This is a genomic window from Sediminispirochaeta smaragdinae DSM 11293, from assembly GCF_000143985.1.
Taxonomy (GTDB): domain Bacteria; phylum Spirochaetota; class Spirochaetia; order DSM-16054; family Sediminispirochaetaceae; genus Sediminispirochaeta; species Sediminispirochaeta smaragdinae.
The window spans coordinates 2,662,956-2,689,864 of record NC_014364.1; the positions used below are offsets into that span (position 1 = coordinate 2,662,956).

The following is a 26,909-nucleotide window of genomic DNA, read 5'->3' on the forward strand; positions in this document are numbered from 1 at the left end:
CTTATTCCCGTCTCCCGAATATTGCAGTTCCCACCCGTACGATTGTCGCTCCTTCGGCAACGGCGATAGGGAAATCCCCTGACATCCCCATCGAAAGTTCACGGAGCTCTACCTGGGGGTATTCCGTCGAAAGACGATCGGACATTGAACGAAGAAGGATGAAGGCGTTTCTGATCTGCCCCTCATCTCCACCAAGAGGTCCGATAGTCATAAGACCGGTTACACGAAGAGCAGCCAATTCGAGTACCGCTCCCAAGGCATCGCTTAACTCTTCATACTCGGAAAAGCCGTTTTTCGAGACTTCTCCGGAGGTATTAACTTCAAACATGATATCGATACTCTTCCCGGATACTTGTGCCCTTTTATTGAGCTCCTCGGCAGTGGCGACTTTGTCGATTGACTCTACACATTGAACAAAGGGAACAATCTGTTTCACCTTATTGCTTTGTAAATGACCGATCATGTGTAATTTCATATCGGCAGGAAGGGGTAAGGTGTACTTACCGACAGCTTCCTGAACACGATTCTCACCAAAAAGACGAATCCCGGCCTGATAAGCGGCAAGAACATCTTCGAAGGGATGTGTTTTCGTTACCGCCATTAACTGTATGTCCCCGGGATCTCGTCCCGCTTTATGGGCAGCTTCGGCAATCTCATCTTGAATTCTCGCAATATTTCCAGCAATCATTCCGTCCATACCTTCCATACAATGAGCATATCACGAGAGAAAATGAAATAAAAGAGGAGGGATGATTGAAACCGCCTGCAGCTCTGTATTATCTTTCTTCTCATGAAACAGAAGATTATCATGGTTACACTGGCGCTGATTTCAACCTTGAACCTTGGTGCGCAGACACTTTTTGAGGCTGTTCCCTATCTTACGGGAAACGATGCGGAAAAGCTGAAAGCGGGGGAACCTCTCACGCGCTATTTCTTCTCCGAGGATGAAGCGGATTTACGTTATATCCTGAATTTCACCTCGGCACAGACCCTTTCCGACAAAGTACGCTCCCTTGACCCGACTCTCGGGGTTGAAAGCCTATCGCTGATGCCCTACCCCCAGGGTGCATCAAAAGAACAGGCTTATGAGCAAGCTGCAGCGATCCTTTTTTCAGTCAGCACAATGGAGGGTATCGAGTATTATTCGGCATCGAGGGAAAAAATGAGAACGCTCTTTACCGAATCAACGGTCATCGATAGCCCTGAATCAGGAAGACCTCTGCCAGACCCCCATTTCGAAACAGTGCCGAGATCCCTCGACCTTACCCTTCGCCAAACCGATCTCACCTTTGGGACAAATATCTATGCAACACACTTCGAAGGAGACGGCAAAACGCTGTTACTCGAAATGGTGAACATGACCAAGATGAAATATAAGTTCATTCCGATGGTTTCACCCGGTGATCTCTCGCTGAGTATTGTTCTCTATCCCGTGGATGAAGGAATTCTTTTTTACGGTGTCTGCAGTGTAAACAGTATCTCCTTTTTTGGTCTGGAGCGAAAAAAGACCGATTCGTTTTATTATCGTATTGAAGCTCTTAAAAATTGGTTTGAAAATCGTTACCGCATTTCCGTAAAATAGCATTCTATGCCATAATACTGAGAACCATAGGAGGCTTCAATGAATTTTCCCTGGTCACTCATTATCAATATCGGAATCATTTCAGCGGCCTTGTTGATTGCAACATTTATTCGAACCCGTATCCGATTTGTTCAACGGTTTCTCATTCCGAATGCACTGGTGGCCGGATTCATCCTCCTTATTCTCTACAACTTTGTGCTTCCAAAATACGGCCTGACAAACGAGGGCTTTGGCATGCTGGTTTACCACCTCTTGAATATCAGTTTTATTGCCATGACCTTACGAAAGGGAAACGGCAAGGTAAGAAAGAGCAAAGGAACCATTTTTGCTACCTCAGTCTCGGTTCTTTCACAGTATGCACTTCAAGCTTTTCTCGGTCTCTTGGTCACCTTTCTGCTGATAAAGACAATTTTTCCCGATCTGTTCCCGGCCTTCGGTTTCCTGCTCCCTCTCGGTTTCGTACTGGGACCGGGACAAGCCTTTGCCATCGGCTCGGGATGGGAGCCCATGGGCTTTACCGGAGCGGGAACGGTGGGCCTTACCTTTGCCGCCATCGGGTTTCTTTGGGCCTGTTTCGGTGGTGTTTTTCTGATAAACTATGCAATACAGCGAGGATGGCTGAATAAGGAACAGATTGAACTCCTTAACAGTCGTAGAATCCGCTCTGGGCTCATGAAAAAAGGTGTCGAACGGCCAATTGGAAGCTTTATGTCGACTGAGACAGAGGCAATCGATCCCTTTACCTATCACATTGCCCTGGTGATGGTCGTTTACCTTATAAGCTATTTCCTTCTGAAAGGCCTCGGCCTCCTGCTTGCCTTAGCCGGTCCCCTTGGAGTTGATCTGGCAACAAATCTTTGGGGGATCAATTTTGTCTTTTCGGCAATCGTGGCTCTCGGTTTCAAGGCCTTCGCAAAGGGTGCAAAATTCGAATACACCTTCGACAACGGGACCCTCACCAGGATATCGGGATTCTCCGTCGATCTTATGGTCACCGCGGCAATAGGTGCCATCAGCCTCGTAGTGGTCGGCAAATACATCGTCCCGATTCTGATTCTCAGTACCATCGGCGGCGTCTTAGCGCTTATCAGTGTGCCCTGGTTTTGTTCGAGAATTTTCACCGATCATCGTTTCCAGAGAATGCTGGTAATCTTTGGAGTTTCAACCGGTACCATGCCGACAGGCTTGGCCCTGTTGCGCGTCATCGATCCCGACTTTGAAACCCCAGTAGCCCGTGACTACATGTTCTCATCGGGACTGACATTTGTCTTTGCAATACCCTTTATCATGATCATCAATCTTCCTGCATACAGTGCAACTCATGGGAACCCCATTCTGTTCTGGCTGGCCGTTGCCGTTGCCTTTGCTTATCTTCTTTTCGTCCTCGTGAGCTATTTTCTTATCTCAAAACGGAGAGGTATACGAAAACCGAAAGAGATATGGTTACGAGGCCAGGATATGGAAACCGACAGCGATATTGCTTGACACAATAAAAAGATTCATGGTAGGTTTTGCTCACCTCGGGCGATTAGCTCAGTTGGGAGAGCGCCTGCCTTACAAGCAGGAGGTCGCAGGATCGTGCCCTGCATCGCCCACTATTAAATCTATATATAATATAGAATTAAAAAGACCACCTCAAATTGGTGATCTTTTTTTTCTGTTTAGTGTGTACGATATGTGTATAAAAAAATATTTTGTAATGCTATAATCCTCCTATGGGACGAGCAAGGAAGCCTTTCAAGTATTATTTCCGTCAGGTTAAAGGAAAGAATATCTGGTATTATTCGATTTCCCCGGTTTCTGGTGTGCCTTTCGAGTTATGCGAGGACCGGAAAAGTAGCCATATAGAGGCTGAACTTGACGGTTCAGGCAAGCCAAAGAGATCGAGTGAACAAAAGATAGTACGCTTTTGCCTTAACAGAATACGCGAGCTGAAAGACGGTTCAGAATCACAATCGCCAACGCTCGCGGAATTCCTTCGTCCATACTTCACGCCAGAATGCCCGCACATTACCCGCGTTCTATCAGACGGCAGGCGTTATTCTGACACCTTTCGTAAAGACCAACGATCACGAATAGACCGTCTGGTTCTTACGCACCGAATAGCCGAATTCAGAATGGACGAACTGACTCCGGGAGATATCGAGGACTTTAAAAAGGATCTTCGAAGGTCAGGAACAGGAACGAGAACAATCAACCTTACCGTCGGAGCGATAAGGACAGCTATCAATGAGGGGCTTCACAGAGGCGACATAAAAAACGATCCAACCGTCGGGGTACATAGTATTAAATCCGACGAAGAGGAAAGAGGAATTTTCTCAATCGAAGAAATTAGAAAGATGTTTTCCTTTCCTGGTGGATTAAGATTGTGGGGATATGATACCGGATACCACGGATCTCCGTCTGGGGAGAAGGTATTGCCGATTATTCCTTACACTCTTGCACTCTTGATGTTTGCAACCGGTGAAAGGCCATCCGCCATATTGCGACTTAATTGGGAAGATGTAGATAGTGATATGATCACGTTCAGGGTTACAAAGGCGGCAGGGGCCAGGAGTATACCCATTGTCACGATGGCAACAAAGGCGCTTCGTGAGCTCTCTGATTCAATGCTGCATGTGGCCCCTGCCGATCCTGTTTTCTGTCATGACGACACTGGCCAGCGTTTAACATATGCGTTTTTCCCAAAACGTTTCGCCCACATGATGGCTACGCTTGACCTGCCGACTAATGATGCTGACGGACGAAAGCGAACGCCCTACTCACTTAAAAGTTCTTTGATTACTCACCTCATTGACGGCGGAGCCGATCCTATCCTTGTACGGGAATATGTAGGACACTCACACGGGACGGGTGAAAAACGGCTCACTAAGGTACAAAGTAGGTATAAAAAAGCCCAACGAGAGAGGCTTAAGATATTGCTGCCGGATATTGAGGTTCTTCTTTCTGCGGAATCTGTTGTAATAACAGAAAGTTAAGGAGTATCCTCTTTGGCCAAAAGAAGTAGTCTCCAAGCGGCTGTTGGTATCCCTCTCTCTCCCCCTACCCACTTTCTAATTGTGCGAGGGTTGACCCCTGCAATCTTGGCAGCCTGCGAACCAGTTAAGCCTTTTTCCTTGAGCAGTGCCCTGAGTTTTGCCGGTGACGGTGCTGTATTTTCAGCAATTGCCCATTCTGAGTTGTCAGGGTAATTATAAGAGAGCTCACCCGGCTTGTCTTTATTGCCCTTTCCTATGTATCTATTTGCCAGGATATCAATTTTACCATTTTCAACTTTGTAGTATATTTCCTCCCCCTCTTCGTCGTGTACAAAAATCTGCAAGTCGCCACGTTGGAAGATGATGAAATCACTTTTCGGTCTTAATTTATCTTCTACCATATTCGCCTCCTCCCCATTGAGGGAGAGGCGGGTCATAAAGACCCTGCCTCAGCGAAGCTATAATACCGGCCGTTACCAATGATTATATGGTCAAGTACCGGTATCCCAAGTATTTCGCCTGCATCATGCAGCCTTTGTGTTATTTGCTCATCCTCTGGACTCGGCAAAATCTGTCCCGATGGGTGGTTGTGAGCAACAATGATTGCCACAGCATTGTCAACAATCGCCGGATAAAATACCTCACGAGGATGCACAAGCGTCCTGTTTGCAAGCCCTATTGTGACAATATGCTGACCGTTTACCTGGTGCGCACCATCAAGCGTCAGTACAATAAAATGATCCTGCCGCTCGCTGGCATAGCGGCTCAATAAGTCGTATGCATCTACTGGATTGTTGATTTTGGTTTTCTCGTTCATCGGTAACTCCTTGGTTCCGGTATTTCAGCCTTCCCATACGGGCGGCCTTGGTTGATCTCTCAATCAACCTTACTTTTATAGTATAGGCCCATTGGGCCTATGTGTCAACTATTTTTATTATAAATTATTTAATTTTTTAGATATAAATAGTATCAGTGTCGTCATCATACCCTATCAATAATTCATGATCATTTTTGACAAAACGATGCATATCAATTTCGCAATCTACAATTTTAGAGCCAGAAGAGTGATCAACCCCTCATACTTCTAATTATAAATATTGCACCGCTTTCCCGTATTCTGGACCGCCATTGATAGATGTCGTCCAATCGTTATTGATACCGATCTCCTGCTCTATTCGTTGCAGAGTGTCTCTACTATCTATGATCATGCCTTCATTCAATATTCTGGTAATCGTAGATTTGTTGACGCCGATCTTTCTTGCAAGATCAGCTCTTGATAATTCTTGTTGTTCCATGTAATCAATGATCTTCTTCTGTGCTATCGTCACCGCCAGCATCTCCCCGGAGCTCCTCAAGATAGTCAACAAGTGCAAACTGCTGACCAATATTGAGTGACCTGAGCTTTTTTATAATATCCCCGCGGTTAACCCCAAAATATTCAAACTGTGCATCTATCTCGTCTTCCGTATCCGCAAGGACCGCTCCAGGAATAACAGCGCCAGGCTCATAAGCTGTTGACAATGCATTATTAAGCATCAGATTCACTTCTCCATCTGAAAATAGCTCACGAAGCGTTCGCTTCTCCCTCTTCATGAGTTCCTCGTACCTGTCGGCAACTATAGTGATTGCTCTCGATGCTCCACCATGACGTTTGACAAGAGGATCAAGCTTCTTCTCAAGTACCGAATTCCAATAGATCGATGTTTTCCCGCTCATGCTCGTTTCTCCTTTTGCTTTATAAATAGACAGCCCCGCCGAAGCGGGGCATGATTGGTTAAGCCTCTATGATATAATAATCAGGTCTACCAGCTTCGTTGTGAGATAGGTAATATATACCATCTTCCTCTTCGTCAATCCATTCTTGAGCCTGAGCCGCAGAATCAAATGTAATCTCTTCCCATCCTGATTCATCCCTTGCCCACTGGATTGGCTGATATCCATAGTAATTTCCGATAACCAAAACTTTACATTCCCCGGTATACTCAGGATCTGCTTTAATACTATCAGGATCTCTATGACCCCATGCAATAGATTCCATAATCGGATCATCAGAATTGCTTATCCACTCGCTTACTTGTTCGCTGACAAAGGCCTCGTAATCTTTTTTAGTATTTCCAAGCAAATCATCTTCTTCAACTTCCCATAATGAGTATTCATTGATCTGATCTTCATAATAGTAAATTCTACCAGTTTCAGGGTCTTTGTAAAGCGTGGAAGAATAGTTATCAAATTGATTAGTATTTTGATGTTCTTCGGCTAAGATTTCCCATCTTTCCCGAACTTCAGCCTGATCGATTTCGTCTGTGCTTAACTTCTCAACTCTTATTTCTGTCATTTCTTTCTCCTTCGCCTTCCCTTCCGGGTAGCGTTTTGGTTTTGTTAAGGTCTCAATCAACCTTACTCTTGCATTATACCTCTATATAGCGGTACAGTCAACAGAAAGTTTCAAAAAAAATGTTAATTTTCTTTGTTAATTTATTATGGTATTTTATTGCGAAATGAGGAAATTCAGAAGATTGCCTGTAGGATGTTCACAATAATAGAGACAGCCAGGACAGAGCCACCGGCTTTAAGGGTCGTCTGCTGCCGCCGGTTCTGCCTCTCTAAGCCTTCGCAATAGATCAAGAGCTCTTGATAGTCCTTCCTCAGCCCGTCCCGCTCGCTCTGCAATGCTGCTACTTTCGCTTTGCGCTCCTCCGATTCGCTCTGTAAGCTTTCCAGCCTCTTTTCTGTATCCTGCCACCTCTTTTCGAAGTTCTGCGAGCTCTCCCTCGTACGTCTCAACTGCTCGCTCATACTCATCGCTGAGTGCTTGATACTCTGTATCTCGCTTTTTGCCTCGACTATCGTATTCTGCAGCTCGTCCACTATTGCCTCTTCCTGAGCGGTAAGTGCCCAGGAGGAAGCCAGCGGAAAAACACACGCCAAGAGCAAGGATAATGCTAATAATTTTGCGCATCTCAATCCTTCACCTCGATACTGATCTTCGGTCCGTGGATGGAAACAACCGACGGCAGGATCAGCCACACCATGGCCAGCACATTGGTAACCAGGGCCATTTCCATCTGGCCCCGGGTGTAGAAGACTCCGGAGAAGTAGTCGATGATAAACTTGATGTTCACCGGGAAGGCAAAAAGGAAACCGATGATTGTCGCCACCTTTCCTTTCTCTCCCAGAGCCTTCCACAGCTTTACGATGAGCTTTTTCATGCCGCTACTTCTCCAAGATCGAGAAAGATGCGCTTCGACCGAAGTTCCCCCTCGCTTGCAGTCTTGCTGAATGGAGCCCATGGATCATAGACGGTCATGCCACGGCCGTTACCCAGGGTGAAATGGTAGATGTACTTGCGCGTTTTTCATTCCACCGTCGCCACAAGAGTATTTCTATCTCGTTCGGCTGGCATATATAGTCCGCGTCTTTTTTCCCGAGGTAGCGTACATTCAGGCCGAAGAGGCGGAAGATCCCGGCGGGGTCCGCCACATACATAAAGGTTCCAGGCGCCTCCGGGTCCTCGGTCAGATAACGACGGTTTTCAGCCTCAACCACAGCGTTCACAAACTGCTCTTGTGAAATGACTCGTTTCGTTCTGCCTGCTGCTCCCGCAGCAATTGAAGTAGCGTAGCATCCCCACTGCTGCACCCGATCCGGCATCTCAATACTGTTTTGATAATACATACGTCTTCACCCTCCCAAAACGACGGGGAGTAGTCCCCCGATAATCGAACCACCAAGACCGCACACCATTCCGACAATGACTGTTCGGTACTCAATCTTCTTCTCATGGCGTTTCTCAACAGGGCACGTACTTTCCCGGTTGATGAAAAAGTCGGTGAGCTTACTGTTGATCTCTTTGATGTCCCGGCCTTGTTCCGTCACAATGCTTAAGACCATATCGATTTTGTCGTTATCGCCCATTGGCTTAGCTCCTTTTCTCCGGTACCTGTGGCCAGGAAATCTCCTGCGGGAAGCCTGGCTGTAGGGGAATGTCCCTGAGAGCCTGCCGGTAGGCTTCCCAGTCCGACTTGTCGGTAAGGGGATAGTCGGCCATCATGATGTAGTCACTCTCAGATAACAGCCTGTCTCGTTCTAAGCGAACCCGTTCGGAGAGCACCTCCTCGGGAACCGTCCAGCCCGTTTCGTTCCACACGGCCTGCGGGTCCGAAGGCTCTATATCGGTCATACTCTCATCGGGCTTTCGGCCGAGGGACAGGTGTACCGCCGCTCCTGTGGCCTTGTTCCAGTAGGGAACACCGGTATAGTCAGGGGTAAGCACATACCTACCGCCTTCCCAGGTGATAGCCTCATGTTCTCCGGCCTCAGGCACAAGCCCGGCTTCTGTTGCGGCTGCTATCGAAAGCCGATTTCCTTCCTCATCGAAGAAGCGGATATCATCGCCTTTGTTTCCGGTAAACCCTGCAGGAACCTCCTTGATGGTTTTTTCCGGAAACAGCTCTGCAAGCTTTGCCGTCTCATCGGCACTTTGCACCACAGCGGTGATCATTGAGCCATCTACTACGGCGTAGGTTTTCATGCAATTCTCCTCCATATCCTCATGAGGCGGTTACGGTCGGATGTTCTTGCCCCAATGCGAGGAGTACCGTTCGTACCATCACTTTTGGGGCCCGATGTTTTGCCTTGAATTGTTGTATCAACATTGGCAGCCGCATTGATATCCTCAGCTTTTCCTGGTACGTCTTCAGTCGTGTATCCATAGACAAAAATTTTAGGATTACTTCCGCTTGTATTAGTTCCTACACCATTAAGTGTGATAAAGCCTTGGAGATTATCGGGCATTAGCCCATTTGTTCGGCCAGAACCGTTGTAACCTTCGGTATGAAAGTCTATGCCTTCACCGTCCCACAGTTTCTCCCAGGTCCCTCCAAACAGGTAAGCAGGGGACTCGTTAGTCGGAAAGGCAACCGATAGGTCGTTACTTGCGCTTGAGGCGTATTGTGTGTACTGGGAGCCTACAGGGTGGGAATTTTGTTCTACATCGAGATTCCCTTTGTGGTAAATATCATATCCTTTGTAACTCAGGTGCTCGTTATTGACGATAAAATCCTGTCCGCCTAACTCAACGATAAGTTCAAGTGAAGCAACTATCTTTCTGGTGGTTAATTTTTCACAGTAAAACCCACCGTTGCCAAATAACGACAATCCATCGGGGTTAGCTTCTGTAACATAAAGCTGTACATAACCAACATCATTATCCGCGGGGAATTTCAGAACATCTCTAATCCACATGGTATTTGTATGTATTTCGCCGTCCCAGACAAAGTTTGCGAGATCTATATATCCGTACACTCTCTTGGACCCAAAACGTGTAAATGTAATCAATCTTTGCGGCTCAATTGAAAGAGAAGGTTCATCCGGCATGCCGGCAGGATAGGAAGTGAAAGCAGAGCGGGCCTTACCGAAGATAACCTGTTCTCCGGCAGCCTTGATACCATCGGCCACCAGAGACAGAAGAGGCGCTTCCGTCTCATCGAAGAAATGCACACCCTGTCGTCCGGCATTCGATCCCACCCGAAGGATCGCCTTACCGGTGGTACTGTCCTGGATCTCTAAGGCCGCATCATCCTGGAGCACATACTGACCATCAACAAGGCGCATCTCGCCCCTGATCTCGATCGAATCCCCGTCGGCCGTCCAGAAACCGAAAATGGTAGAGGCAAGGCTTTTTGCTCTGTCCGAAGGGTCAGAAAGCCCCCCAAGGTATCCCATGGCAACCCGAGGCTCGGCCCCGGCAGCCCCCCACACCTCGATACGGTTGTCTCCGGGATCAAGCTCTATCCTCGCTTTTCCCACCTCATCCGAGCGTATGGCGGTGGATGAAAGCAGCCAGTTGCCGACCCGTCCCGCATTGGCCCTGATCCCCGAAGCATCGAGGATCGTATCCCCCGCCTTGATGGCCCCGCCCGAGAGGGTCAGGTTTCCGTCAATGGTCAGGTCATGGAGTATGCCGTACAGGTCCCCACGAAGCCACACGTTGTTAAAAAAGGCATCCCCGTCCCCTCCAATCTTCCAGCCCGAAACACCACCCTGCTTGTAGTCGTCACTTTCAATACCGTTGCCTGCGGTAATCTTTCCCCGAAGCTCTGAGTCACCGGAGAGAAACAGGTCTCCATGAATCTGGAGGGTTCCGCCGTCCCACTTGATGTAGTTATTCCCGTCCCCGAGAAAGGACCAGGTACCATCATTATTAATGACTGCTGTCCACTCCTCTCCATCAAAGAAGCCCAGAGCGCTTGCCGTCATATAGAGCCCTGCCACCGTGGTGTCGATATCCACCAGCTGGTTGCCGTTGACCGGCTGTATGATGCTTCCGTCCGACTCAAGGCCCACATCCACCCGCTCGGCCACACTCTTCGCCTCATCCGGATTGGTCGGCACCACAATCTGCCCTGCAACAACCGTCCCGAGGATGGTTTCAAGCGGGGCCACACTTACGCCCTCGTATTCCCATATCTCCGTTTCAACATCCCAGCTTCGGGAAGTGATACGAACGGTATTTGATATGCCGAGGGAAAGGGAGCTCACCGTAACGTAGCTTCCAAGGCTCTTTTCGGTAAGACTTTTAAACGTGTAATGAAGTCTTCCTGTGGTAATCGAGGAATACAAAGCGTTTGCAAGCTCGGTTGCCGCGTCATCGTCATACAGGTAGTTGGCTGAATACTTTTTCAGTTTGCCCGTGCTCTCCGGCCTTGAGAATACGGAGGTTTTCTTTTGATCCTTGTAAACAATATCGAGATCACCGGTTACCTTGATCTCATTGATAAGCTGGCCGTCTGCAAGGTTAAATTGGAATTCCGAATAGGTTGTTGCATGGTTTTCCATAACAAGGTCATAGACACCGAACAACTGTCCCATCCCTAAAATATCTATCCATGTGCTGTGTCCAGGCTCCGGACCGAAAGAAACCCACGTATACCCATGGAGTTCCAGTTTTTGGTTTTCAGCTCCGACTATCTCATAATTTGAACTACCAATATCGAGATTGTAGTCACAGCGATAGGGACCATCTGCCGGCCAAAGCGCCGGACCTTCGGCATCCTGGCCGCTATTTGATGCTATCGATTCCCATTTATCAACCTTCTCATAGTAGAGGGTAAGCCCGGTAAGCTTCTCATACTGATTGAAGGATACCTGTACCTGCTCAGCCTCAGAATCCTTTCTCTCAACCTCCAGAGATCCTATGATATTCTGTTCACTGAAAGCCCCGTCCGCTTCGACAGAAGAGGATGCCCAGTCGTAGATGTCGATCACCCCGTCGGGGAATACATTGTAGAGATGATGGTAATCCCAGAGGATTGCCTCAAGATCGTCTGCATAGCTGTCGCCGGAAGCAAAGGCAAGCTTCGGGATAACTTTGTTTATCGTTTCCCGTATTCCGATGTACTGGGAAGGGTAGCCGGCCGATGCCAAGAGTATGTGAACAATAGAATGGTCGGGATCATCAGGGTCACAGATCTTCCCGTCCGATATCATCACGTCGTCCTGCAGGGTGGATTCAAGCAGATACCCATAATCATAGATCTCGAAGTCGATCGTCCGGTCGTTATCGGTGACCTTGTACTTGGTCACCGGCCGGGAGAAGCCGCGAAACCAGATCACCCCGTCACGATAGATTTCACACGGAATATCTCCGGTACACTGCAAAAGCCGCATTGCAAGGGCCGGAGTGAGAGTAGCCGAGAACGTGGCCGAACCTAAAGCAGGTTTGAAATCATCGTCATGAAGCTTCTCGGTAAGCTTCAGAGAGTCTCTGACAAAGTTATCTCCACCGTAGCCGGTGATATCGACCCAGCCGTCCCCGTAATCAATGAGAATTTGCCAGCTCATCGTCAGGCTCCCCACTTCTCGACACGGCCGGATGACTGGCCGCGCTTTACCGTCTGGACGATGTACTTTGCAAAGGCCTCCGATCCTCCGGGACCGTACACGCTGTCCACATGCACCTGTACCGTCGTCCCGCCGCTTTTGAGGTTCCGGATGTCAAAGGGGATGACCGTCTCAGCTTTGTTTTTATCTCCGAGCCGGTACAATCCTCCGGACTCTCCCTGCGCCGGCACAATACCGCCGTCTGCAAGGCCCGTGTACTGCTGCTGATTGATCAGCGCCACCTTGCGGGCGGTCAGCCCTGCAATGACGGCGGCCATGGCCGAGGCCGCAATCGGGTTCATGGATGCATAGGCATTGATAACCGCCTGTGCTCCCGATGCTATGGTTTCACTCTTCCTGTTCTTCTTGTCCCGTTCGAACTGCTTCCGCGCAAGCTTGTCCTCTTTCTCCGTCTTCTCGGCTTCAAGGTCTTCGTATGTTTCCCCGGCCGCCTTCTTAAACTCGATCTGGTTGTCGAGGTTGGAAATTTCCTTCTCGGCCGCAGCATCCGAGAGATCCCCCTGGAGGCTGTAGATATCAGAAAGCATGCCGTTTAGCTGGTTGTAGATGGCCATAGCCTCCTGGGCCCTTGAGGCATACAGCTGGATGATCTGCTCGGTTTTCCACTTCTCAACATCCACCTCATCCACACCGGCCTGTTTGGCCGCATCCACCTGCAGGCGTATCTCATCAAGGCGGGCCTGCAGCTGGCTCTTTCCAAAGCTCTCCCGTATCTCGGCAAGACGGGCCTCCTCGTCCCGTTCCATCTGCTGCCGGTCAAGGGAGGCTTCATTTAGAATGTCTTTATACTCTTGTTCCCACTCAGAAAGCCCTTCAAGCGGCTGTGACCAGTCGGTCTTGCCTTCCGAAAGCTTTCGGTTTCTCTCATCGATAAGATCGTTAAGGAGCCTCTGGACCTCAGCCATATCCTGACCGGCGGCCACCCCGGCATTACGAACGGCAGCCCACTTGTCGATCTCATCCTGCAGGAGTTTCAGCTGCTTCTCGTTCGGCTCCATGGCATCGAGCCGGCGCTTTCTGTACAGCTCAAGGGCTTGTACATTGTTCTTTGCAGCCTCGGCGGCAATTCGGTTTTGTTCGGTTGAGATGCTCGCAAGTTCCTGTTCAGCCTGTTTCTGCTGACCTAATGCCCTGATCGTTGCAATGATCTCGGCGATCTTCGCTTCCTGGTTTGCAATGATCGTACTGGAAGCCTCATTCTCCTGGCCGTAGTACCGGTCCTGCAGATCCATGAGCTTTTCCTGTTCAAGGGCAAGCGCCTGCTGAGCCTGCAGGAGTGCTTTTGACCCCTTGGTATCGACCGTTCCTCCTGCCTTCTCATAGGCATCGAGGACCTCTTTGATATCAAGAAGACTGTTGCGGGCGTTTGCCGCCTCGGTGACGATATCGGTCAGCCATCTGACAAAGGGCTCCATACCGTCGGATATCGATCGGCCCAGACTCTCCTTGTAATCACCGACGGCATTACTTAACTGGGTAACCGCAGCAACACCGTTTTGAGCTTTTGCCTTGGCAAGTTCGAAGCCGTCAGCCATGGCCTTCTGAACGATTGCATGCTTCTCTCCATCGCCGGTGGCGGTCCTCAACTGCGGGATGTATCGCTGGAGCATGGTGTAATCGTCATTCATCGCCAGAGCAACAGCCTTCATGGATGTTTGCAGGTTGATCCCGAAGGCGTTTGCAAGCCCGATCGCTCCCTTCGATGCTTCTTCAAGCTTATCGCTTGCAACTCCCTGGCTTTTTGCAAGCTGCATAATACTCAGGATAGCCTCATCACCGTAGGTCGTGACACTTTGGATCCCCGAAGCTATCTCCTTGAGGCCGGGTAACAGATCATCGGCAGACTCTCCGGTCGCCCTGATTGCCGCGGCAAGAGCATCCTCGGCTTCTATCTGTACGCCGTACAGCTTGACCGATTCCTTCATCTGCTGCATCACCGCCTTCACTGATACGGCCGCAGCAGCATAAGCGCCGAAACTCTTTGCAGCCCCCACTGCAAGGTTTTTGAGCTGGCCTTCCAGTGAGTCGGTTTGCTTCTCTGCATCGCGCATGGCCTTTACCGCGGCCCGTGTCTCTGCGCGAAGAAGTATTTTCAGCTCGTCAATTACTGTTGATCCCATACCCGTTCCTATAGGCACCTTCCGCCGTTTCTATGATCTCGACGATGAAAGCCGGTAATTCCGCCCATCCCCCTGAGAAGGGAAGAGCGCCGAAAAGCTTATAGCGGTACCACAGACCGAAGGCACTCCAAAACCAGTCATCAAGGTACTCGTTCACTTCACTTCGCAGGATCGTTACCAGCCTTCCGTCGACCACCACGCCGAGCCTTCCGTCTCCAATCTCCCGGCGCACCTTCTGCGAGCTCTGGCCCTTCATCCACAGCCCGATTCCAAGAGCTATTTTTTTTTATCAACGGAAGTCAGGCTCTTGAGCTCGTGCATGAGCTCACTTGCAAGTGCAACAAGGGGTAGATCGGAGAACAGCTGCTCTCCGCTGTCCACTTCAATACAGTTTCCCTCGACGCACACGACAAGATTATCAATACCGGTAATCATCTTCTTTACCCGAAGTACCCACGCTATTGTCAGATAGTCGGCATACCACCCTTCGTACGCTGCCTCATTATCCTTATCCGGCACCGGCCCGGCTTCCCGACGTGCCCGGCCGTAGATCTTCTCTTCCTCTTCAAAGGTGAGAAACCGGTAATGCACCGTTATTCTCTCATCCTTCTTCCGTCCCTTATTGCCCCAGGAGGGGACATACACCCCGTCCCGGGCTATGGTGATAGGTTTCGCCATCTTTATGCCGCCTCTCTTATGTACAGGGTGGGATCAGGGTCTCCCGGTGCTATGCGAAAGCTACTTGAAAAGTTCTGTGCATCTTCTCCCGAGGCCCCAAGGCTGGAAGAAAGAATGATGACCTTTGCCCAGATAAAGGCTTCCTTTTCCCCTTTATCCGTTGACTTCTGGATCACGCCCTTGATGTAGATCGGCGAGCCGTCCACATCGTTTTTGATGATGGTGCCACTTGCCGACTGCCTTATAACCTTGATGAAGTTGTTGATGACGTAGCCGGCTGCATCGGTAACATCCAGGGTAGTAAGCCCTTCAAGGCCGCCTGTCATATCCGTTTTCCCTGATCGGTAGCGTTTGACCTTGTCACTCAAGGTGGTCACATCGATCTCATTTTTATTGAAATCAATCGAAAAGCTCTGGATATCAGCCTTCTCACTTTCCTCTAAAAAGGCACACGCATCTCCTGACTCAGGCACAAGAGAACCGTCGTCCCAGAACAGCTCGCCATTTTCAAGGACCGAGGCAAAAGCGCTTGTCTCTCCCACTGCCGTGATACTCCACCAGCCGGCGCCTTCTCCGCTTGCCACTTCTCCTCCTACCAGTTCATCAAGACTCTTTGCCCCGTCGCCTGCAACCTCAGAGTCAAGTTTGACGGTGACAAGCTTCCCGTCACTTCCCACAAGTCTGTCTATTTCCATATCATCCTTCTCCTTCTTCCGTGTAATCTGCCCTAATCTCCACCATCCAGCGGTAGAGCCCATTGGGGGCAATGCCGAGAGACGCATCTCCTGTGACAACCACCGAGGAGAACTTCAAGGCCCCCGATACCCCGCGAATCCTTCGAACCGCATCTTTGACAAAGGCCCGAAGATCAGAGCTTCTCTCATCCTTTGCATAGATATCGATCTGTATGGCAGCTGATCCCCCGTAGTATGAGAGATACACCTTTTCATTCGTGTCGCTTACAAGGCTCACCACCAGGTACGGTATCTTTAACAAAACCCGGCTCTCGGTGTCATAGATCGCTTTGATCCTCTCCATGAGGGCCGTGTCGGCTCGAAGCTGCTCTGTGATCTCAACTTCCGGTGCTCTGCTCATCAAGCGCCTTCCTCAATCCTTCTTTCCAGATCTTCCGTATCTCCCTCATGGCCTTGTTCTTCCCGGCCCGCATGAAGGAATGCGGCTTCATACGGCCACGGTTCTCACCGGTCTTTGTCGCCCGTTCCTCTGTTCCATACTCAACAATGAAGGCATGGGGAGCATTGTTCTTCACCGCTCCGGTATGACCCTTCACGTCATAACTCATGCCGGCTCTTAGGTTCCCGGTCCTGTCCGTCACCCGTTTATCTAAAAACTCGAGGGCATACTCATAGGCCTTCTCGGTCAACGGCCCGATCGTGTTCTCGGCCGCCGAGATGGTAAGGCCTGCATACGAGCGCACGGTCTTCCGGCGTCTGACCGTACTTCTCTGGCCACTGCTGCTCCTTTTCGCCCAGCTCATACCGAAACCTCACGGTAGGCGTCCCACACATTACGAACCTGAAAAGGCAGGTCCATGACCCCCACATACATGGTTTGATACTCCCCACTTAATGCATTCCCCTTATCCAGCCAGCTGATACCCTGGGAACCAAGCCAGTAGCCCACCAGCTGTATCACCGACTCCTCAAGGTCCTCAGGGATAGATCCTTCCTCATACCCAGCACGGTAGGACACCTTGATATTGCGAAAGCCGCGTACCCAGCATGAGCGGCGAAACAGCCTGCCGGTCTCATCATCCCGTGTGTACTCAGTAAGCTCAGTACCGGTGTCAAAGACTCCATAGGTATCAAACCACACTCCCGTGACACTCAGGATCGGATATTGCGGTAATTGCAACGTCCGGCTGCCGGTTCCCGATAAAATGACAACATGGTCGTCTGCTGAAAGCTTTCTGCTTGTGTAGGTTTCTGCCCGCCGGGATGCCACGGCGATAAGGCTTTCTGCCTCATTCTCCTGGCTCTCCTCAAGATCAAGCCGCTTCTTCACCGCCTCCCATGTTGTCAGGTTATTCATCTCTTACGCCTGGCCCTTTGCAGCTGCCTCGCTGATCGCAGCTTTCAGCCTGTCCTCTCCCCACCGTTCAAGGGTGGACGGAGCTCCCACCTTCAGCTGGGCGGCAAGGTCGACAAGACCACTCTTGTCAAGCTCATCAAGCTTCACCGTCTCAATAGTTTCCTCGTTTGTTTCAACACCCTTTTCGTCAAGGAATTTCGCATGACCTGCACGTACCAGGTCCTTTGCAACGTCATCCGGTGCCGAAACCTTCCCCGGTATGTACGAGAAATCCTTCCCGACAACCGAAACCAATACTTCAATGTCTTTCAAATCTTCTCTCCTTTTCCTACCTTGCAAGCCGGATGCCTTCCGGCTTGCAAAAGGGGCTCTATGCCGCCGCCATTGCAAGGTGTTTGATCGGATGCGTACCCGCATCAACCAACAGCGAACCGTGGCGGAAGAACGCGATAAACCCAACCTGGGCATACTCGGCGTACCGCTCGGTCAAACGCAGAATGATGCCGCCTGTTACATCCCGAATCTTGAAGGCCGACATATCTCCGAACAGCACCGCTTTCTCTCCGGCTTCCATCCCCGCCATGTTCTGGTTGATGATGTACTTGTACCCGTTGATCGTATCGGGTTCTCTAAGCGCAACACCGGGAAGCCACAGGGGCCTGCCCTGGCTGTCCTTGAGTTTCTTGAAAGCCTTGAGCGTACCGTCGTTGAACATAAGTTCTGCATTCAACCGGTAGGAAGGATCGATCGAGTGAATGAGATCTATGACCTCATCGTAGGAAAGAGCTCCCGCCGCTGCTGCGGTCTTTCCGAGTACCGAGCCTGTGACAATGCCCTGAGGCTGCTCGCTTCCGGTTCCGGTGGTAAAGTAGGCGGATGTGGCCCTGCCGATACGCTCGGCAATCTTGGCCCGCAGGTACGCCTCGATATCAACACCGGAGTCCTGCAACAGCTGATAGCTCACCCGGATGATTTTCGATGAGAACATGTAGGCATACAGGTTTTTCGATCCGAATGTCAGATCTTTCTCGCCAGCGGCCGTGTTCTCCGAGAGAATTTCCCCCACGTTCTCGGTATCGTTTCCCGTCGGAATCTGTATGTCACGGCCGTTGGTGGTGGTGATCACCTCGGCCCGGCTCTGACGGGGACCGTTGAACTGCTTCATTGCATCCACAATCCCCGAGGCCATTTCATCGGGCACCGTATACCCTCCGGTGCTGTCGGTTCCCACACTCAAAGCACGGCCTTCAACCTCTTTGTGGTGCTCCATGAGAATGGAGCGGTGCTCAGCACTCACCCCGGAAAGGCCGTTACGAAGGTAGGAGTCAAAGGCAGATCGATAGGTATCGTGTTCCTCTTCCTGCTGCCGTCCTTCATCCTTCTTACGGGCATCCTCTTCGAGCATCCGCTCTTCAATGGCAAGCTCCCGTTCGGCTGCCTCAATGTCGCCGGTAAGCTTTTCAACCCCGTCAAGCCGCTCGTTGTACGAGCGAAGCTCTTCTGAGGTGAGCTTTCCGTCTTCGTTCGCCGCTTCTTTTTCTTCGCGGTATTTCCTCGTCTCTTCCCACAGGGTTTTGCGTTTCTTCCTCATCTCAACAATCTTGTCGAATCTCTGTGCCATAATTCCTTATCTCCTTACATGAGCATGCCGAGCATCTTCTCGCGCTCTGTATAGTTGCAATCAGCCTCAGACCGCTTGCGCTCTTCCGGGTGGCTCGTAGCCGGCGCGGTTAGCTCTTCGATCTTGCTGCCGATATGTTCAAGTTTCTGTCGCTCCTCTTCGCTGATATCCCCTGATACCGACCTCAAGGTCAGTTCCTGTAGCTCCTCCGGATCGAAATCAAGTCCCATTGACCTAAGGTCAACGGAGGTCTGCGGATAGGCCGGGAAGGTCACCGGTGATACTTCAATCAGCTGCACTTCCACCAGCTCCCGGACCAGCCGGTTGTTCTCGTCCTTGGTCCACTTGTCCCGTATGGTGCGGAACCTAAAGGACATCTGGTCCACATCCCCACGCTCAACCGAAAGCATGAAGTCCCGTGCCCACTGGGTATCGGGAGGAGATGCCTCAAAGGAAAGCCCGTCCGAGTCCTCGATAATGGACAGGGTCCCGGCCTTCCGTGAGCCCAGGACATAGTTGTTGTCATGGTTCCACAGGGCTTTCACGTTGCTCTCACTCAAGGTCTTGGTAAAAGCTCCGGGATTGATCTTCTCCCGAAAGCCCCCGAGGTCCTCCGAAAGCTGGTTGTAGACCGCAGGACGTCCTACGATCTTCCGACTCTCTTCTCCTTCCTGCCGGCTTCTCAGCTCAACGGGAAAGGTCAATACGTCATGCTTTATCATCCCTCATCTCCTAATGATCTGATTTCGGCTTCAAGCCTCCGGGCCTCCCAATCCTCAAAGCCTCCTGAGTCAAACAGCCGTATGGAGCGCTCCGTATAGCCTTCAGCATCAAAGCAAAGCCCTGCACGCCGTAATGAAGGCTCTAAGGCAGAGAGCTGTTCGACGAAGCTTTTTCCCTCATCCGCATAAAAGGCCCGTACCGCTTCCGCATCACCTACCACTTGCATTTCGCTTTTCTTCATCCAGGCCGAAAGGCTTCGCGCCTCACGCCGTGCAATCCGGCTCACTGTGGATCGCAGATACTCTAGGGCAATCTCCCTGGCCGCTTTCTGTCCTCCTCGCTCCTGACTTCCCGCAGAAGGGGCGGAGAGCGGAACAACGTCCCCTGCCTCGGTGATCATGGCGTTGTTCATCTGCACGACAAACGAGTCGCCGTATTCGGATTCGATCGGATTCTTGTTCTCCATCTGCCGCCACTCGTTCGGTGTGATAATGCCGTTGCGCCTCTCTATCTCCAAAGCCTCGGCCCTGCTTTTCTTATCTCCACGAAGCAGGGAGTCAAAGTTGAACTCCACAAACACCTCAGGCTCTCCGGCGAAAAGCTTGTAGTTCATCTCCTGCTCAAAGCGCACAAGCCAGGGGCGAAGCGAGTGGACCAGAAAGGAAATGTTCAGGTGTTCGATGTTCGAGAAGGTTGCATGCTCAAGGTCGTTGATGAAGTGGGCGGGAACTCGCAGGATTCCGGCGATTTCGCTTCGGGTGAACTTTCTCGCCTCGATCGCCTGTGCCTCTTCAGGGCTTACCGAGGTCTTCTCCCACTTGATCCCTTCCTCAAGTACTGCGGTGCGGTGTGCATTCGAAAGCCCTCCATAGGCCATCTGCCATGCAGTTTTTAATCTGGTCTTTGCTTCCGGTGTGAGCTTTGACGGGTGACTCAAGAAGCCCGAAGGATGGGCACCGTTTGAGAAAAAGGTCCCTTCATACCGGTCAAGAGCTGCTGCATATCCCACCGTTTCTTTTGAGTAGTCAAGCAGTCCCCGGCCTTTGATGCCGTCCCCAAGGGCCGAGATGTGCAGGACCCGGTACGAAGGAAGGCCGATGCGCTGGTTTCCAATTGTGGTCACATACACGATTGACTGCCGCTCGGTGTAAACGACCGTGGTCTGTTCAGGGGCAAGGGGCCAGAGTGCAACAGGATACCCGTCCCGGTCAAACTCGATTTCCGCATAGTGGTTTCCCCGCATGACAAGCTGCTTCATGGCAAGCTCGCGGTAGTTGATCCCACTCATAAAGGGATTCGGCCGTACCTTGAGTATCCGGTAAGCCGGGTGATCTGTTGCCCGCATCTTCCCACCGTTTCCCGTCCTCCGGTAGGTCTCAAGGGAAAGGGAGCCCACCGATTCAGAGAGCACCCGCACACAGGCAAGCACCGAAGCAACGCCCATGGCGCTCTTCTCGTTGACCGCCACGCCCGTGCTGGTCGGCTCCCCCTCAAAGTAGGAAACAACCTCAGGGGAGGATAAGGGAATTTCCGGATTCTCAAGGCTTCCCCGCATCTTGGCTATTGCCTTTAGTCCTCCGATTGCACCGCGAAGGTCAGAGAACAAGCTCATAGGACAAGGACCTCCTGGCTGTCGTATACCGATCCGTCCGATCCGTTTTCCACCACCTGGTGAAGCGCCATGATGGCAGCCACGATCCCGTCGATCCTCTTGCCGTAGGAATCACGCTTCGGCTTCATGGGCATGATGTTTCCCTGCCGGTCGTCTTTGAGCTCCACATTGCTCATCATCCAGGAGGCAACCGGGTTGTCCCCGTGAGCGATCTTCCCGTCGATCACCATCCGCTCAAACAGCTGAGTAGGAACCGTCATCCCCGAATACCGTTGAGGATATTTGACAAGCTCGATCTCTCCCTCAAGTTCCCGCTCAAACTCTCCGGCATGCCACGGATCGTATCCGATCGACCGGCCGCCGAAGGTGTTCGCATCCTGCCGCAAGACCTCTAACACGATCTCGTAGTTGACCGTCTGTCCCGGTGTTGCGATCATCCACCCCTCATCGATCCACGACCGGTAGTCAACCTGGTCACGGTGACAGCGATCAAGTAATCCCTCTTCCGGTATGAAAAACCGCCATAACAGCGGATACCGTCCGTCCTTCTCACCGAATGCCCAACACAGGGCCGTGATATCTGTTGTCATCGACAGATCAAGCCCGCCACGGGCCCCTCGTCCGACAAGCTCTTCTTCGGCAACAGGAGCGCTTCCCCGCATCCATACCGAATGGTCCATCCACCGGGTGGGAGAGGACAGCCATATGTTGAAGTTCTTGGTCAAAACATCGCTGGCTTTCCGGGGCGATCCCTTGGCCTCTGCAATACGCTTTTCAAGGTAGTCGCGGTAAAAGCTCACCCCCATGTTCGGGTTGCTTTTGATCCACACCGCAGGATCTTCCCACCTGTCCCCCTCATCCAGGCTGTAGATGATCCCCCAGATGTGTTCCGGAACCGGCTCGATACTTCCTTCAAGGATCTTTGTAACGAGCGTGCGCTCTTCCTGATAGGCAGGCCCGTTGATGTTCGTCCCGGCCGTGGTAATGATGATCGTTAAGGGCTGACGCCTGGCTCCCATGCCCGACTCATACACGTTGATCAGCTCATTGGTCGCGTGGGCATGGTACTCATCCACTAAGATCGCGTGAGGGTTCCATGAGTCCTGACTCTTGTGATCTCTTGAGACCGGAGTCATGAAGGCCGCAGGATCATTGATCTTTACAAGGCGTTTTGAGGATCGGTACTCCTTGGTAAGCCGCGATAGCGTAGGATTCCGAAGGTTCTGCCGTACCGCCTCGTCATAGCCTTTCTTCGCCTGGTTCCGGTCCACCGCCAGAAAGAACTCTTCGGCCCCGATCTCTTTATCGAGGTGGAAGCAGGCGTTCATCATTGCAGCCCCTTCGACCGTCTTCCCGTTCTTCCTTGCTACCTCCCGGTATGCCTTTCGAAACCTCCTCAGGCCCGTGGCCGTACTTTTCCATCCGAAGATGTTCGCCCAGGCAAACTGTTGCCAGGGTTCAAGTACGATCTTCCCGCTGAAGCCTTGCGTGTGCTCAAGCTCCTGGGCAAAGCTGATATACCTGTTGGCACATTTCTCATCAAAGTAGTAGGGGAACTCCGGAGTATTCTGCCGTAAGAGGTCCTTCTCCCACCTGGCCACGGCAAGCTTCACCCACCTGCAGGTAACGATCTTCCCGCTTGCAACATCCTGGGCATACTGGCGGTAGGTAAAAAGGCTACTCATCAAAAGCCCCACAAGTACGAGTCGTTTCCACATCATCCGGCCCCTTCCAGAAGGCACTCCATGGGGTCCTTCGCTTCAGGTGTGTCGATTGCATTTACGCGGGAGCGGGTTGCAGGCGAGAGCCCGAACTCTGCGGATATGGTTTTGACCATGGACAACGCCTGCCGCATGGCCGTGTACTCAGGCATGGTTTGAGAATTCTTACCACTCATGTACTGGGCTAAACTGCGCTTTTTGGTTTTCCCGGACTCCTCATCTTTGTAGTGGTAGACCGCGTACTGTGCTTCCCGGTACTGTCCGTATGCCTCGCATAAGGCTTCCAGCATCGTGAGGTCCGCTTCCGAGAGTACACGGGTCTGTGCAAGCACCTGGGCAAGCTCCTTCCACTTGTTCTTTGCAAAATTGTTGAGGTGGCTTGGCGCCTTGGGCGCCTCATCAAGTGCCTTGACCTCCGGCTCCTTCTCGTTGGCCCGGTCCTCCCGAAAGGTGCCATGGGTTAGCTTTAAAATAGTCGGCTTTTTGTTGTGTCCGCCGCGGCTCATGGCCTATACCCCCTTTGCCTTTGCTGACAGAGTGTTTTCTTGTATGGGCGCGTGGTTTGGGCATTTTTCCCCCAGAGATTTACACCCCCCCTCCGTCACTCGGGCTGTGCTCTGATTGATGATAGGAGAGACAGGTCGGGGTTCCTTCCTCTTTCTGTTGCCAAACCCGTTGTCAAACTTCGCGGTCTTTCTGCTGTGTTCTCCATGGAGCCGGGGGATGAGCTGGTACTTTCGGTGATCTGGTTCAATAGCCGGGTCATAGGCGGGATTGTGGTCCACATCGTACTTCGGCCACAGTCGCTTTGGGATGCCCCAGGCCTGTAAGACCTCGATGCGTATCTTACGCCAGGTTGCTCCATACCCGCGCTGTGTTGATGTCTTCCGTCTATCCTGCCTTCCCATAGTCTCTCGTCCTCTCCTCTGTCAAAGCCAAAGGGCACAAAAAAAGGCGGCGAAGTAGCTCACGAAAGACACCTGTTACAGTGTTTAACGTAAGGTACTTCGCCGCCTGATTGCTTCTTGCACCATTAGAGCGACCGGAATCCGTCCGGAACGGCCAAGGTAAGCATCCTTACCTCGGGTTATCTGACAAGAAAAATCCTATCACGGAAAAATTTTTTTATCAAGTTAAAATGTAAAAAATATATTAAACTTTTCTTAATCTATTCAAAACGTCATGATAATATTCACGCTCCCAGTTTTCCCAATCATAGAAGTATTGATCAATTCCACCAATAGCATCTACACGTATATGATCTCTTTCATAACGTCCACCACCAAGCATTGCATATGCGGGGTGTGTCGGCAAATCGTGTTTCTTCAGATATGCGAATATCTCCCATGTTTTCCATAATGAAAGCGGTGCTGCCGTTTTTTTTGAAGTAATCCCATGAACAAAATACCGTATTTTTCTGGTGTTAGATTCTTGCATCCTTATCCCAGTTATGCGTCGCCCAAATTCTTCAAATAAATAATCTCCTTTTTCTTTAAAAGGCTTCGGACTATACATATTATCTGGCGTGTATTCAATCTCATATTCGTAATATCTAATGCTAAAACGTTTTAAGAATGCATCCCTAACCGGTAGGCAATCAGGATTAAAGAATGGCTTTTCTACAATCCAGATGAACGGTACATCTATGCCGGCACATACGCACAGATGTGCCAGAACAACTGAATCTTTACCCCACGACACAGAAACGTAACAGACTTCTTTAGCAATTCCTTGAATATCAATGATTGCCTGATCTATTTTACTTTGTTTTAAATCAGCTGCCCGTATACCGTCCGCTTCCTCTAATTCTTTCCACAGCTTCAAATCATGCGATGTATTCCTTTCGCTTTTAATCAACATGTAAATACCCTTTTTCGTCTTCCCTGATCGGCACGACTACAGATAAATCATTTACATTGCGGGTAATTGTAGATTTGTTCACGGAAAAGACTCGTGCAAGATCAGATCGTCTCATAGGCTTTTGTTTTAATAATTCTTCAATCTTCCGACAGCGTATATATTTTGTTTCAAACATCGAATATTTGCCACGATCAGACTGTTTTAATTCCCTAAGAAAATCTAACATGGTATTGCAATCTCCATAAATGTATCAGGATGCCAATATGGTGGGAATGCTCCTCCATACGAATGGCGGAAACCATACCAGTCTTTAACGGCTTCAATCGGCATTGTTTTCATCAGAACTTTTTTACCTTGGTGCATTGCAAAGATAGAATTATCTTCCTCTTGTTCTTCATACTCCCATCCTCCGATAATTCCATAACCGACATTTCTTAAATGACCAAGCGAAGGAATTTTTTTCAACAACTTATTGATTTCTTTCCTATCGCCGCGAACGAACCAGCATATTTTATCTATAAGCCGAATACGGAGCGGAACAAATCGTGATTTATATGGCCCTGACGATGTTAAGAGTTTTTTCCGATGTAATGGATGCAGCATAAGAGCGGACAAATCTGTGTCAAATCGCTTTGATTGATGATCGCTCCATTCTGCTTTGACCTCTCCAAGTATCGGATCAGAGCAACAATATACGTCGTGTCCACAAATTGTCCGCTGTGCAAGTGGTATAGGAGGCCTTTTGATTTCAGAAAGAGAAACATTACGTGTTAATTTTCGAGCATGTTTCATTCCTAACCGCATGGATAATTCGTATTCCAGAAGCGAGTCGATAAATGGCGCATCACCGCAGAGCGGTGATAACAGGTGCGCCGTAACTTTCCAGTTTTTTATCATAACAATTCAACCTTTGAAGGAAACGCTTTTGACAGCCATCTTTTGAATGCGTCTGTGTTTGCCTGCACGTGATCGATATATTCCTGTACCAATTCATCAGGGCCCCTTTCTGTTCCAAACCAGTCTGTCAGTCCATCAATCCAAATTGATGATTTTAATTTTCCATGGCCTATACGTGCGCTTCCACCGATGATGCCATCGTTGTCTTGCCATAACTTAATGGCATGCAGGGCTGATCCAACCTCAAGCGGAGAGACATTGTAAAGCGTTATGTCGTGATAAAACAAAGCTCCAGGTATAATGTTCTCTCCAGAGTAAATCATAAGGTTAGATTTTTTTTCTGCTATCTCACCGAGTATTTCGGTAGCATCTTTCATGCGAGACGCATCGCCACGGGTATATTGATATTTTGAAACAAAATGTTGTGCGGGCTTTAAAACACCATCAGGTAATTCGTAATCGCCAGAAAGTTTTTCAATTACCTCTTGATTTTCGGCACAGCACAGAAGTCCACGAGAGACAAATAGCGAGCCACCGACTACCTGATTTTTCAAGCTTCCTCCGAGCAGACGATACAACGGGGATACTTCTTGAAGCTCTGCAATAAGCGGAATATTATCGTTCGTTGATGACTCGGTAAGGCTTCCTCCGGTCAGCATATAATTCGCCTGATCGATGGTGAGCTTTCCGCGAAGTCCACATTGATCGATAAGATATAGCGCTCCAGGTTGTCTTATCATTTTGTGCCGGAGAGCGTTTCCGGAAAGAACAGGGATTTCAACAACGTCGTTGTCATAAAAAACCTTTTCGCGGTTAATGATAGACTCATTCCCGGAGACTCCCATCATGTGAGTAATAGGAGAAAGCGCTTCTGAGAGAAAATGTATTTTGCATATTCCAATCTGTTTCATTACTTCTCCACCTTCTTTGTATTCCATAAGTTCCGAGAATAAACCAAAATAATATTGTATTTTTTCTCCATGATGTAGAGAAAGTGCTTTTTCCACTCTGTAGGCTTCGTTTCCATGCTTTCGAGAAAATAAGCCAACTCTTCACATGATGCAACTTTTCCCGGATCGGCCTTGATAAACTCAAGGATAAGATTAACAAATTCTTCGAAATCCCCTCCACATTTTTTCACTGATGAAACGATTCCGTTCCCG

32 protein-coding genes and 1 tRNA gene are annotated in these 26,909 nt (G+C 50.1%); 5 read left to right on the forward strand and 28 right to left on the reverse strand.

Annotated features, from left to right (window positions below; translation table 11 throughout):
- Window position 1 precedes the first annotated feature (1 nt).
- The gene (locus SPIRS_RS12485; protein ID WP_041866070.1) at window positions 2–697 is read right to left on the reverse strand and encodes a YggS family pyridoxal phosphate-dependent enzyme; all 696 of its coding nucleotides are present in this window, start codon (window positions 695–697) and stop codon (window positions 2–4) included.
- A gap of 93 nt (window positions 698–790) precedes the next feature.
- Here SPIRS_RS12485 and SPIRS_RS12490 point away from each other — a divergent pair, with 93 nt between their 5' ends.
- The 4 genes from SPIRS_RS12490 to SPIRS_RS12505 all read left to right on the forward strand — a co-directional run bounded on the left by SPIRS_RS12490 (window position 791) and on the right by SPIRS_RS12505 (window position 4,560).
- Window positions 791–1,582 carry a DUF6675 family protein gene (locus SPIRS_RS12490; protein ID WP_013255050.1) on the forward strand — a complete coding sequence of 264 codons (792 nt, stop codon included), beginning with the start codon at window positions 791–793 and terminating at the stop codon, window positions 1,580–1,582.
- A gap of 39 nt (window positions 1,583–1,621) precedes the next feature.
- Window positions 1,622–3,067: a sodium/glutamate symporter family protein gene (locus SPIRS_RS12495; protein WP_013255051.1), complete on the forward strand. Its 1,446-nt coding sequence runs from the start codon at window positions 1,622–1,624 to the stop codon at window positions 3,065–3,067.
- Between the two features lie 37 nt (window positions 3,068–3,104).
- Window positions 3,105–3,177: transfer RNA gene (locus SPIRS_RS12500), tRNA-Val, on the forward strand.
- Between the two features lie 522 nt (window positions 3,178–3,699).
- On the forward strand, window positions 3,700–4,560 hold the full coding sequence (locus SPIRS_RS12505; protein WP_041866071.1) for a tyrosine-type recombinase/integrase: 861 nt from the start codon (window positions 3,700–3,702) through the stop codon (window positions 4,558–4,560).
- Here the strand turns inward: SPIRS_RS12505 and SPIRS_RS22760 are convergent.
- From SPIRS_RS22760 to SPIRS_RS12625, 24 genes are all read right to left on the reverse strand, one after another.
- Complete coding sequence (locus tag SPIRS_RS22760; RefSeq protein ID WP_041866072.1) at window positions 4,557–4,961, reverse strand: helix-turn-helix domain-containing protein; 405 nt, start codon at window positions 4,959–4,961, stop codon at window positions 4,557–4,559. The genes SPIRS_RS12505 and SPIRS_RS22760 overlap by 4 nt on opposite strands.
- A 32-nt stretch (window positions 4,962–4,993) precedes the next feature.
- Window positions 4,994–5,377 carry a JAB domain-containing protein gene (locus SPIRS_RS12515; protein ID WP_013255054.1) on the reverse strand — a complete coding sequence of 128 codons (384 nt, stop codon included), beginning with the start codon at window positions 5,375–5,377 and terminating at the stop codon, window positions 4,994–4,996.
- A 271-nt stretch (window positions 5,378–5,648) separates the two neighbouring features.
- On the reverse strand, window positions 5,649–5,897 hold the full coding sequence (locus SPIRS_RS12520) for a helix-turn-helix domain-containing protein (RefSeq protein WP_041866073.1): 249 nt from the start codon (window positions 5,895–5,897) through the stop codon (window positions 5,649–5,651).
- Window positions 5,860–6,276, reverse strand: a complete 417-nt coding sequence (locus SPIRS_RS12525) for a hypothetical protein (RefSeq protein ID WP_013255055.1) — start codon at window positions 6,274–6,276, stop codon at window positions 5,860–5,862. The genes SPIRS_RS12520 and SPIRS_RS12525 overlap by 38 nt, the downstream gene beginning before the upstream one ends.
- Window positions 6,277–6,334: 58 nt before the next feature.
- Entirely contained in the window at window positions 6,335–6,895 is a 561-nt protein-coding gene (locus SPIRS_RS12530) for a hypothetical protein (protein WP_013255056.1), read from the reverse strand.
- Window positions 6,896–7,129: 234 nt separating this feature from the next.
- On the reverse strand, window positions 7,130–7,519 hold the full coding sequence (locus tag SPIRS_RS12535; protein ID WP_013255057.1) for a hypothetical protein: 390 nt from the start codon (window positions 7,517–7,519) through the stop codon (window positions 7,130–7,132).
- A 1-nt stretch (window position 7,520) separates the two neighbouring features.
- Entirely contained in the window at window positions 7,521–7,769 is a 249-nt protein-coding gene (locus tag SPIRS_RS12540; protein ID WP_013255058.1) for a hypothetical protein, read from the reverse strand.
- Between the two features lie 94 nt (window positions 7,770–7,863).
- On the reverse strand, window positions 7,864–8,235 hold the full coding sequence (locus SPIRS_RS12545; RefSeq protein ID WP_013255060.1) for a hypothetical protein: 372 nt from the start codon (window positions 8,233–8,235) through the stop codon (window positions 7,864–7,866).
- Between the two features lie 6 nt (window positions 8,236–8,241).
- Complete coding sequence (locus SPIRS_RS12550) at window positions 8,242–8,475, reverse strand: hypothetical protein (RefSeq protein WP_013254586.1); 234 nt, start codon at window positions 8,473–8,475, stop codon at window positions 8,242–8,244.
- Window positions 8,476–8,479: 4 nt separating this feature from the next.
- The gene (locus SPIRS_RS12555; protein WP_013255061.1) at window positions 8,480–9,091 is read right to left on the reverse strand and encodes a tail fiber assembly protein; all 612 of its coding nucleotides are present in this window, start codon (window positions 9,089–9,091) and stop codon (window positions 8,480–8,482) included.
- Entirely contained in the window at window positions 9,088–12,402 is a 3,315-nt protein-coding gene (locus SPIRS_RS12560) for a hypothetical protein (protein ID WP_013255062.1), read from the reverse strand. The genes SPIRS_RS12555 and SPIRS_RS12560 overlap by 4 nt, the downstream gene beginning before the upstream one ends.
- 2 nt (window positions 12,403–12,404) lie before the next feature.
- Complete coding sequence (locus tag SPIRS_RS12565) at window positions 12,405–14,582, reverse strand: coiled-coil domain-containing protein (protein ID WP_013255063.1); 2,178 nt, start codon at window positions 14,580–14,582, stop codon at window positions 12,405–12,407.
- Window positions 14,563–14,838 carry a hypothetical protein gene (locus tag SPIRS_RS12570; RefSeq protein ID WP_013255064.1) on the reverse strand — a complete coding sequence of 92 codons (276 nt, stop codon included), beginning with the start codon at window positions 14,836–14,838 and terminating at the stop codon, window positions 14,563–14,565. Before SPIRS_RS12570 ends, SPIRS_RS12565 begins: the two co-directional genes overlap by 20 nt.
- 20 nt (window positions 14,839–14,858) lie before the next feature.
- Window positions 14,859–15,260 carry a hypothetical protein gene (locus SPIRS_RS12575; RefSeq protein ID WP_013255065.1) on the reverse strand — a complete coding sequence of 134 codons (402 nt, stop codon included), beginning with the start codon at window positions 15,258–15,260 and terminating at the stop codon, window positions 14,859–14,861.
- 2 nt (window positions 15,261–15,262) lie between these two features.
- Window positions 15,263–15,955, reverse strand: a complete 693-nt coding sequence (locus tag SPIRS_RS12580; RefSeq protein ID WP_013255066.1) for a hypothetical protein — start codon at window positions 15,953–15,955, stop codon at window positions 15,263–15,265.
- Window position 15,956: 1 nt separating this feature from the next.
- Window positions 15,957–16,355, reverse strand: a complete 399-nt coding sequence (locus SPIRS_RS12585; RefSeq protein ID WP_013255067.1) for a hypothetical protein — start codon at window positions 16,353–16,355, stop codon at window positions 15,957–15,959.
- On the reverse strand, window positions 16,333–16,758 hold the full coding sequence (locus tag SPIRS_RS12590) for a hypothetical protein (RefSeq protein WP_013255068.1): 426 nt from the start codon (window positions 16,756–16,758) through the stop codon (window positions 16,333–16,335). Before SPIRS_RS12590 ends, SPIRS_RS12585 begins: the two co-directional genes overlap by 23 nt.
- On the reverse strand, window positions 16,755–17,312 hold the full coding sequence (locus SPIRS_RS21775; protein WP_013255069.1) for a hypothetical protein: 558 nt from the start codon (window positions 17,310–17,312) through the stop codon (window positions 16,755–16,757). Before SPIRS_RS21775 ends, SPIRS_RS12590 begins: the two co-directional genes overlap by 4 nt.
- Window positions 17,313–17,315: 3 nt before the next feature.
- Window positions 17,316–17,624, reverse strand: coding sequence for a hypothetical protein (locus tag SPIRS_RS12600; protein WP_013255070.1), 309 nt, complete (start codon window positions 17,622–17,624; stop codon window positions 17,316–17,318).
- 58 nt (window positions 17,625–17,682) lie between these two features.
- A complete protein-coding gene (locus SPIRS_RS12605) occupies window positions 17,683–18,933 on the reverse strand; it encodes a phage major capsid protein (RefSeq protein ID WP_013255071.1) in 1,251 nt (416 codons plus the stop codon).
- A gap of 14 nt (window positions 18,934–18,947) precedes the next feature.
- Entirely contained in the window at window positions 18,948–19,655 is a 708-nt protein-coding gene (locus SPIRS_RS12610) for an HK97 family phage prohead protease (RefSeq protein ID WP_013255072.1), read from the reverse strand.
- The gene (locus tag SPIRS_RS12615) at window positions 19,652–21,268 is read right to left on the reverse strand and encodes a phage portal protein (protein ID WP_013255073.1); all 1,617 of its coding nucleotides are present in this window, start codon (window positions 21,266–21,268) and stop codon (window positions 19,652–19,654) included. Before SPIRS_RS12615 ends, SPIRS_RS12610 begins: the two co-directional genes overlap by 4 nt.
- The gene (locus tag SPIRS_RS12620; protein ID WP_013255074.1) at window positions 21,265–22,989 is read right to left on the reverse strand and encodes a terminase large subunit; all 1,725 of its coding nucleotides are present in this window, start codon (window positions 22,987–22,989) and stop codon (window positions 21,265–21,267) included. The genes SPIRS_RS12615 and SPIRS_RS12620 overlap by 4 nt, the downstream gene beginning before the upstream one ends.
- On the reverse strand, window positions 22,986–23,495 hold the full coding sequence (locus SPIRS_RS12625) for a phage terminase small subunit P27 family (protein WP_013255075.1): 510 nt from the start codon (window positions 23,493–23,495) through the stop codon (window positions 22,986–22,988). Before SPIRS_RS12625 ends, SPIRS_RS12620 begins: the two co-directional genes overlap by 4 nt.
- A 51-nt stretch (window positions 23,496–23,546) precedes the next feature.
- Between SPIRS_RS12625 and SPIRS_RS22515 the strand changes: the two genes are divergently transcribed.
- Entirely contained in the window at window positions 23,547–23,819 is a 273-nt protein-coding gene (locus SPIRS_RS22515) for a hypothetical protein (RefSeq protein ID WP_171814768.1), read from the forward strand.
- A gap of 322 nt (window positions 23,820–24,141) precedes the next feature.
- Here the strand turns inward: SPIRS_RS22515 and SPIRS_RS12635 are convergent, their stop codons facing one another.
- From SPIRS_RS12635 to SPIRS_RS12650, 3 genes are all read right to left on the reverse strand, one after another.
- Complete coding sequence (locus SPIRS_RS12635; RefSeq protein ID WP_013255077.1) at window positions 24,142–24,849, reverse strand: phosphoadenosine phosphosulfate reductase domain-containing protein; 708 nt, start codon at window positions 24,847–24,849, stop codon at window positions 24,142–24,144.
- Window positions 24,850–25,068: 219 nt separating this feature from the next.
- On the reverse strand, window positions 25,069–25,746 hold the full coding sequence (locus SPIRS_RS12645; protein ID WP_013255079.1) for a hypothetical protein: 678 nt from the start codon (window positions 25,744–25,746) through the stop codon (window positions 25,069–25,071).
- Window positions 25,743–26,753 (reverse strand): hypothetical protein, encoded by a 1,011-nt coding sequence (locus SPIRS_RS12650; RefSeq protein ID WP_171814769.1) that lies wholly within the window; start codon window positions 26,751–26,753, stop codon window positions 25,743–25,745. The genes SPIRS_RS12645 and SPIRS_RS12650 overlap by 4 nt, the downstream gene beginning before the upstream one ends.
- Window positions 26,754–26,909: the final 156 nt, after the last annotated feature.

Excerpts from the sequence above, each read along its gene's own strand:
- SPIRS_RS12530 (WP_013255056.1), bottom strand. The coding sequence starts at position 6,895 with ATGACAGAAATAAGAGTTGAGAAGTTAAGCACAGACGAAATCGATCAG.
- SPIRS_RS12505 (WP_041866071.1), top strand. The coding sequence starts at position 3,700 with ATGGACGAACTGACTCCGGGAGATATCGAGGACTTTAAAAAGGATCTT.
- SPIRS_RS12540 (WP_013255058.1), bottom strand. The coding sequence starts at position 7,769 with ATGAAAAAGCTCATCGTAAAGCTGTGGAAGGCTCTGGGAGAGAAAGGA.
- SPIRS_RS12525 (WP_013255055.1), bottom strand. The coding sequence starts at position 6,276 with ATGAGCGGGAAAACATCGATCTATTGGAATTCGGTACTTGAGAAGAAG.
- SPIRS_RS12485 (WP_041866070.1), bottom strand. The coding sequence starts at position 697 with ATGGACGGAATGATTGCTGGAAATATTGCGAGAATTCAAGATGAGATT.
- SPIRS_RS12550 (WP_013254586.1), bottom strand. The coding sequence starts at position 8,475 with ATGGGCGATAACGACAAAATCGATATGGTCTTAAGCATTGTGACGGAA.
- SPIRS_RS12610 (WP_013255072.1), bottom strand. The coding sequence starts at position 19,655 with ATGATAAAGCATGACGTATTGACCTTTCCCGTTGAGCTGAGAAGCCGG.
- SPIRS_RS12580 (WP_013255066.1), bottom strand. The coding sequence starts at position 15,955 with ATGGAAATAGACAGACTTGTGGGAAGTGACGGGAAGCTTGTCACCGTC.
- SPIRS_RS12635 (WP_013255077.1), bottom strand. The coding sequence starts at position 24,849 with ATGTTGATTAAAAGCGAAAGGAATACATCGCATGATTTGAAGCTGTGG.
- SPIRS_RS12590 (WP_013255068.1), bottom strand. The coding sequence starts at position 16,758 with ATGAGCTGGGCGAAAAGGAGCAGCAGTGGCCAGAGAAGTACGGTCAGA.
- SPIRS_RS12495 (WP_013255051.1), top strand. The coding sequence starts at position 1,622 with ATGAATTTTCCCTGGTCACTCATTATCAATATCGGAATCATTTCAGCG.
- SPIRS_RS12545 (WP_013255060.1), bottom strand. The coding sequence starts at position 8,235 with ATGTATTATCAAAACAGTATTGAGATGCCGGATCGGGTGCAGCAGTGG.
- SPIRS_RS12605 (WP_013255071.1), bottom strand. The coding sequence starts at position 18,933 with ATGGCACAGAGATTCGACAAGATTGTTGAGATGAGGAAGAAACGCAAA.
- SPIRS_RS12575 (WP_013255065.1), bottom strand. The coding sequence starts at position 15,260 with ATGGCGAAACCTATCACCATAGCCCGGGACGGGGTGTATGTCCCCTCC.
- SPIRS_RS12490 (WP_013255050.1), top strand. The coding sequence starts at position 791 with ATGAAACAGAAGATTATCATGGTTACACTGGCGCTGATTTCAACCTTG.
- SPIRS_RS12515 (WP_013255054.1), bottom strand. The coding sequence starts at position 5,377 with ATGAACGAGAAAACCAAAATCAACAATCCAGTAGATGCATACGACTTA.
- SPIRS_RS12645 (WP_013255079.1), bottom strand. The coding sequence starts at position 25,746 with ATGATAAAAAACTGGAAAGTTACGGCGCACCTGTTATCACCGCTCTGC.
- SPIRS_RS12620 (WP_013255074.1), bottom strand. The coding sequence starts at position 22,989 with ATGATGTGGAAACGACTCGTACTTGTGGGGCTTTTGATGAGTAGCCTT.
- SPIRS_RS12625 (WP_013255075.1), bottom strand. The coding sequence starts at position 23,495 with ATGAGCCGCGGCGGACACAACAAAAAGCCGACTATTTTAAAGCTAACC.
- SPIRS_RS12535 (WP_013255057.1), bottom strand. The coding sequence starts at position 7,519 with ATGCGCAAAATTATTAGCATTATCCTTGCTCTTGGCGTGTGTTTTTCC.
- SPIRS_RS12560 (WP_013255062.1), bottom strand. The coding sequence starts at position 12,402 with ATGAGCTGGCAAATTCTCATTGATTACGGGGACGGCTGGGTCGATATC.
- SPIRS_RS12615 (WP_013255073.1), bottom strand. The coding sequence starts at position 21,268 with ATGAGCTTGTTCTCTGACCTTCGCGGTGCAATCGGAGGACTAAAGGCA.
- SPIRS_RS12565 (WP_013255063.1), bottom strand. The coding sequence starts at position 14,582 with ATGGGATCAACAGTAATTGACGAGCTGAAAATACTTCTTCGCGCAGAG.
- SPIRS_RS22760 (WP_041866072.1), bottom strand. The coding sequence starts at position 4,961 with ATGGTAGAAGATAAATTAAGACCGAAAAGTGATTTCATCATCTTCCAA.
- SPIRS_RS12585 (WP_013255067.1), bottom strand. The coding sequence starts at position 16,355 with ATGAGCAGAGCACCGGAAGTTGAGATCACAGAGCAGCTTCGAGCCGAC.
- SPIRS_RS12555 (WP_013255061.1), bottom strand. The coding sequence starts at position 9,091 with ATGAAAACCTACGCCGTAGTAGATGGCTCAATGATCACCGCTGTGGTG.
- SPIRS_RS12520 (WP_041866073.1), bottom strand. The coding sequence starts at position 5,897 with ATGCTGGCGGTGACGATAGCACAGAAGAAGATCATTGATTACATGGAA.
- SPIRS_RS12570 (WP_013255064.1), bottom strand. The coding sequence starts at position 14,838 with ATGAAGGGCCAGAGCTCGCAGAAGGTGCGCCGGGAGATTGGAGACGGA.
- SPIRS_RS21775 (WP_013255069.1), bottom strand. The coding sequence starts at position 17,312 with ATGAATAACCTGACAACATGGGAGGCGGTGAAGAAGCGGCTTGATCTT.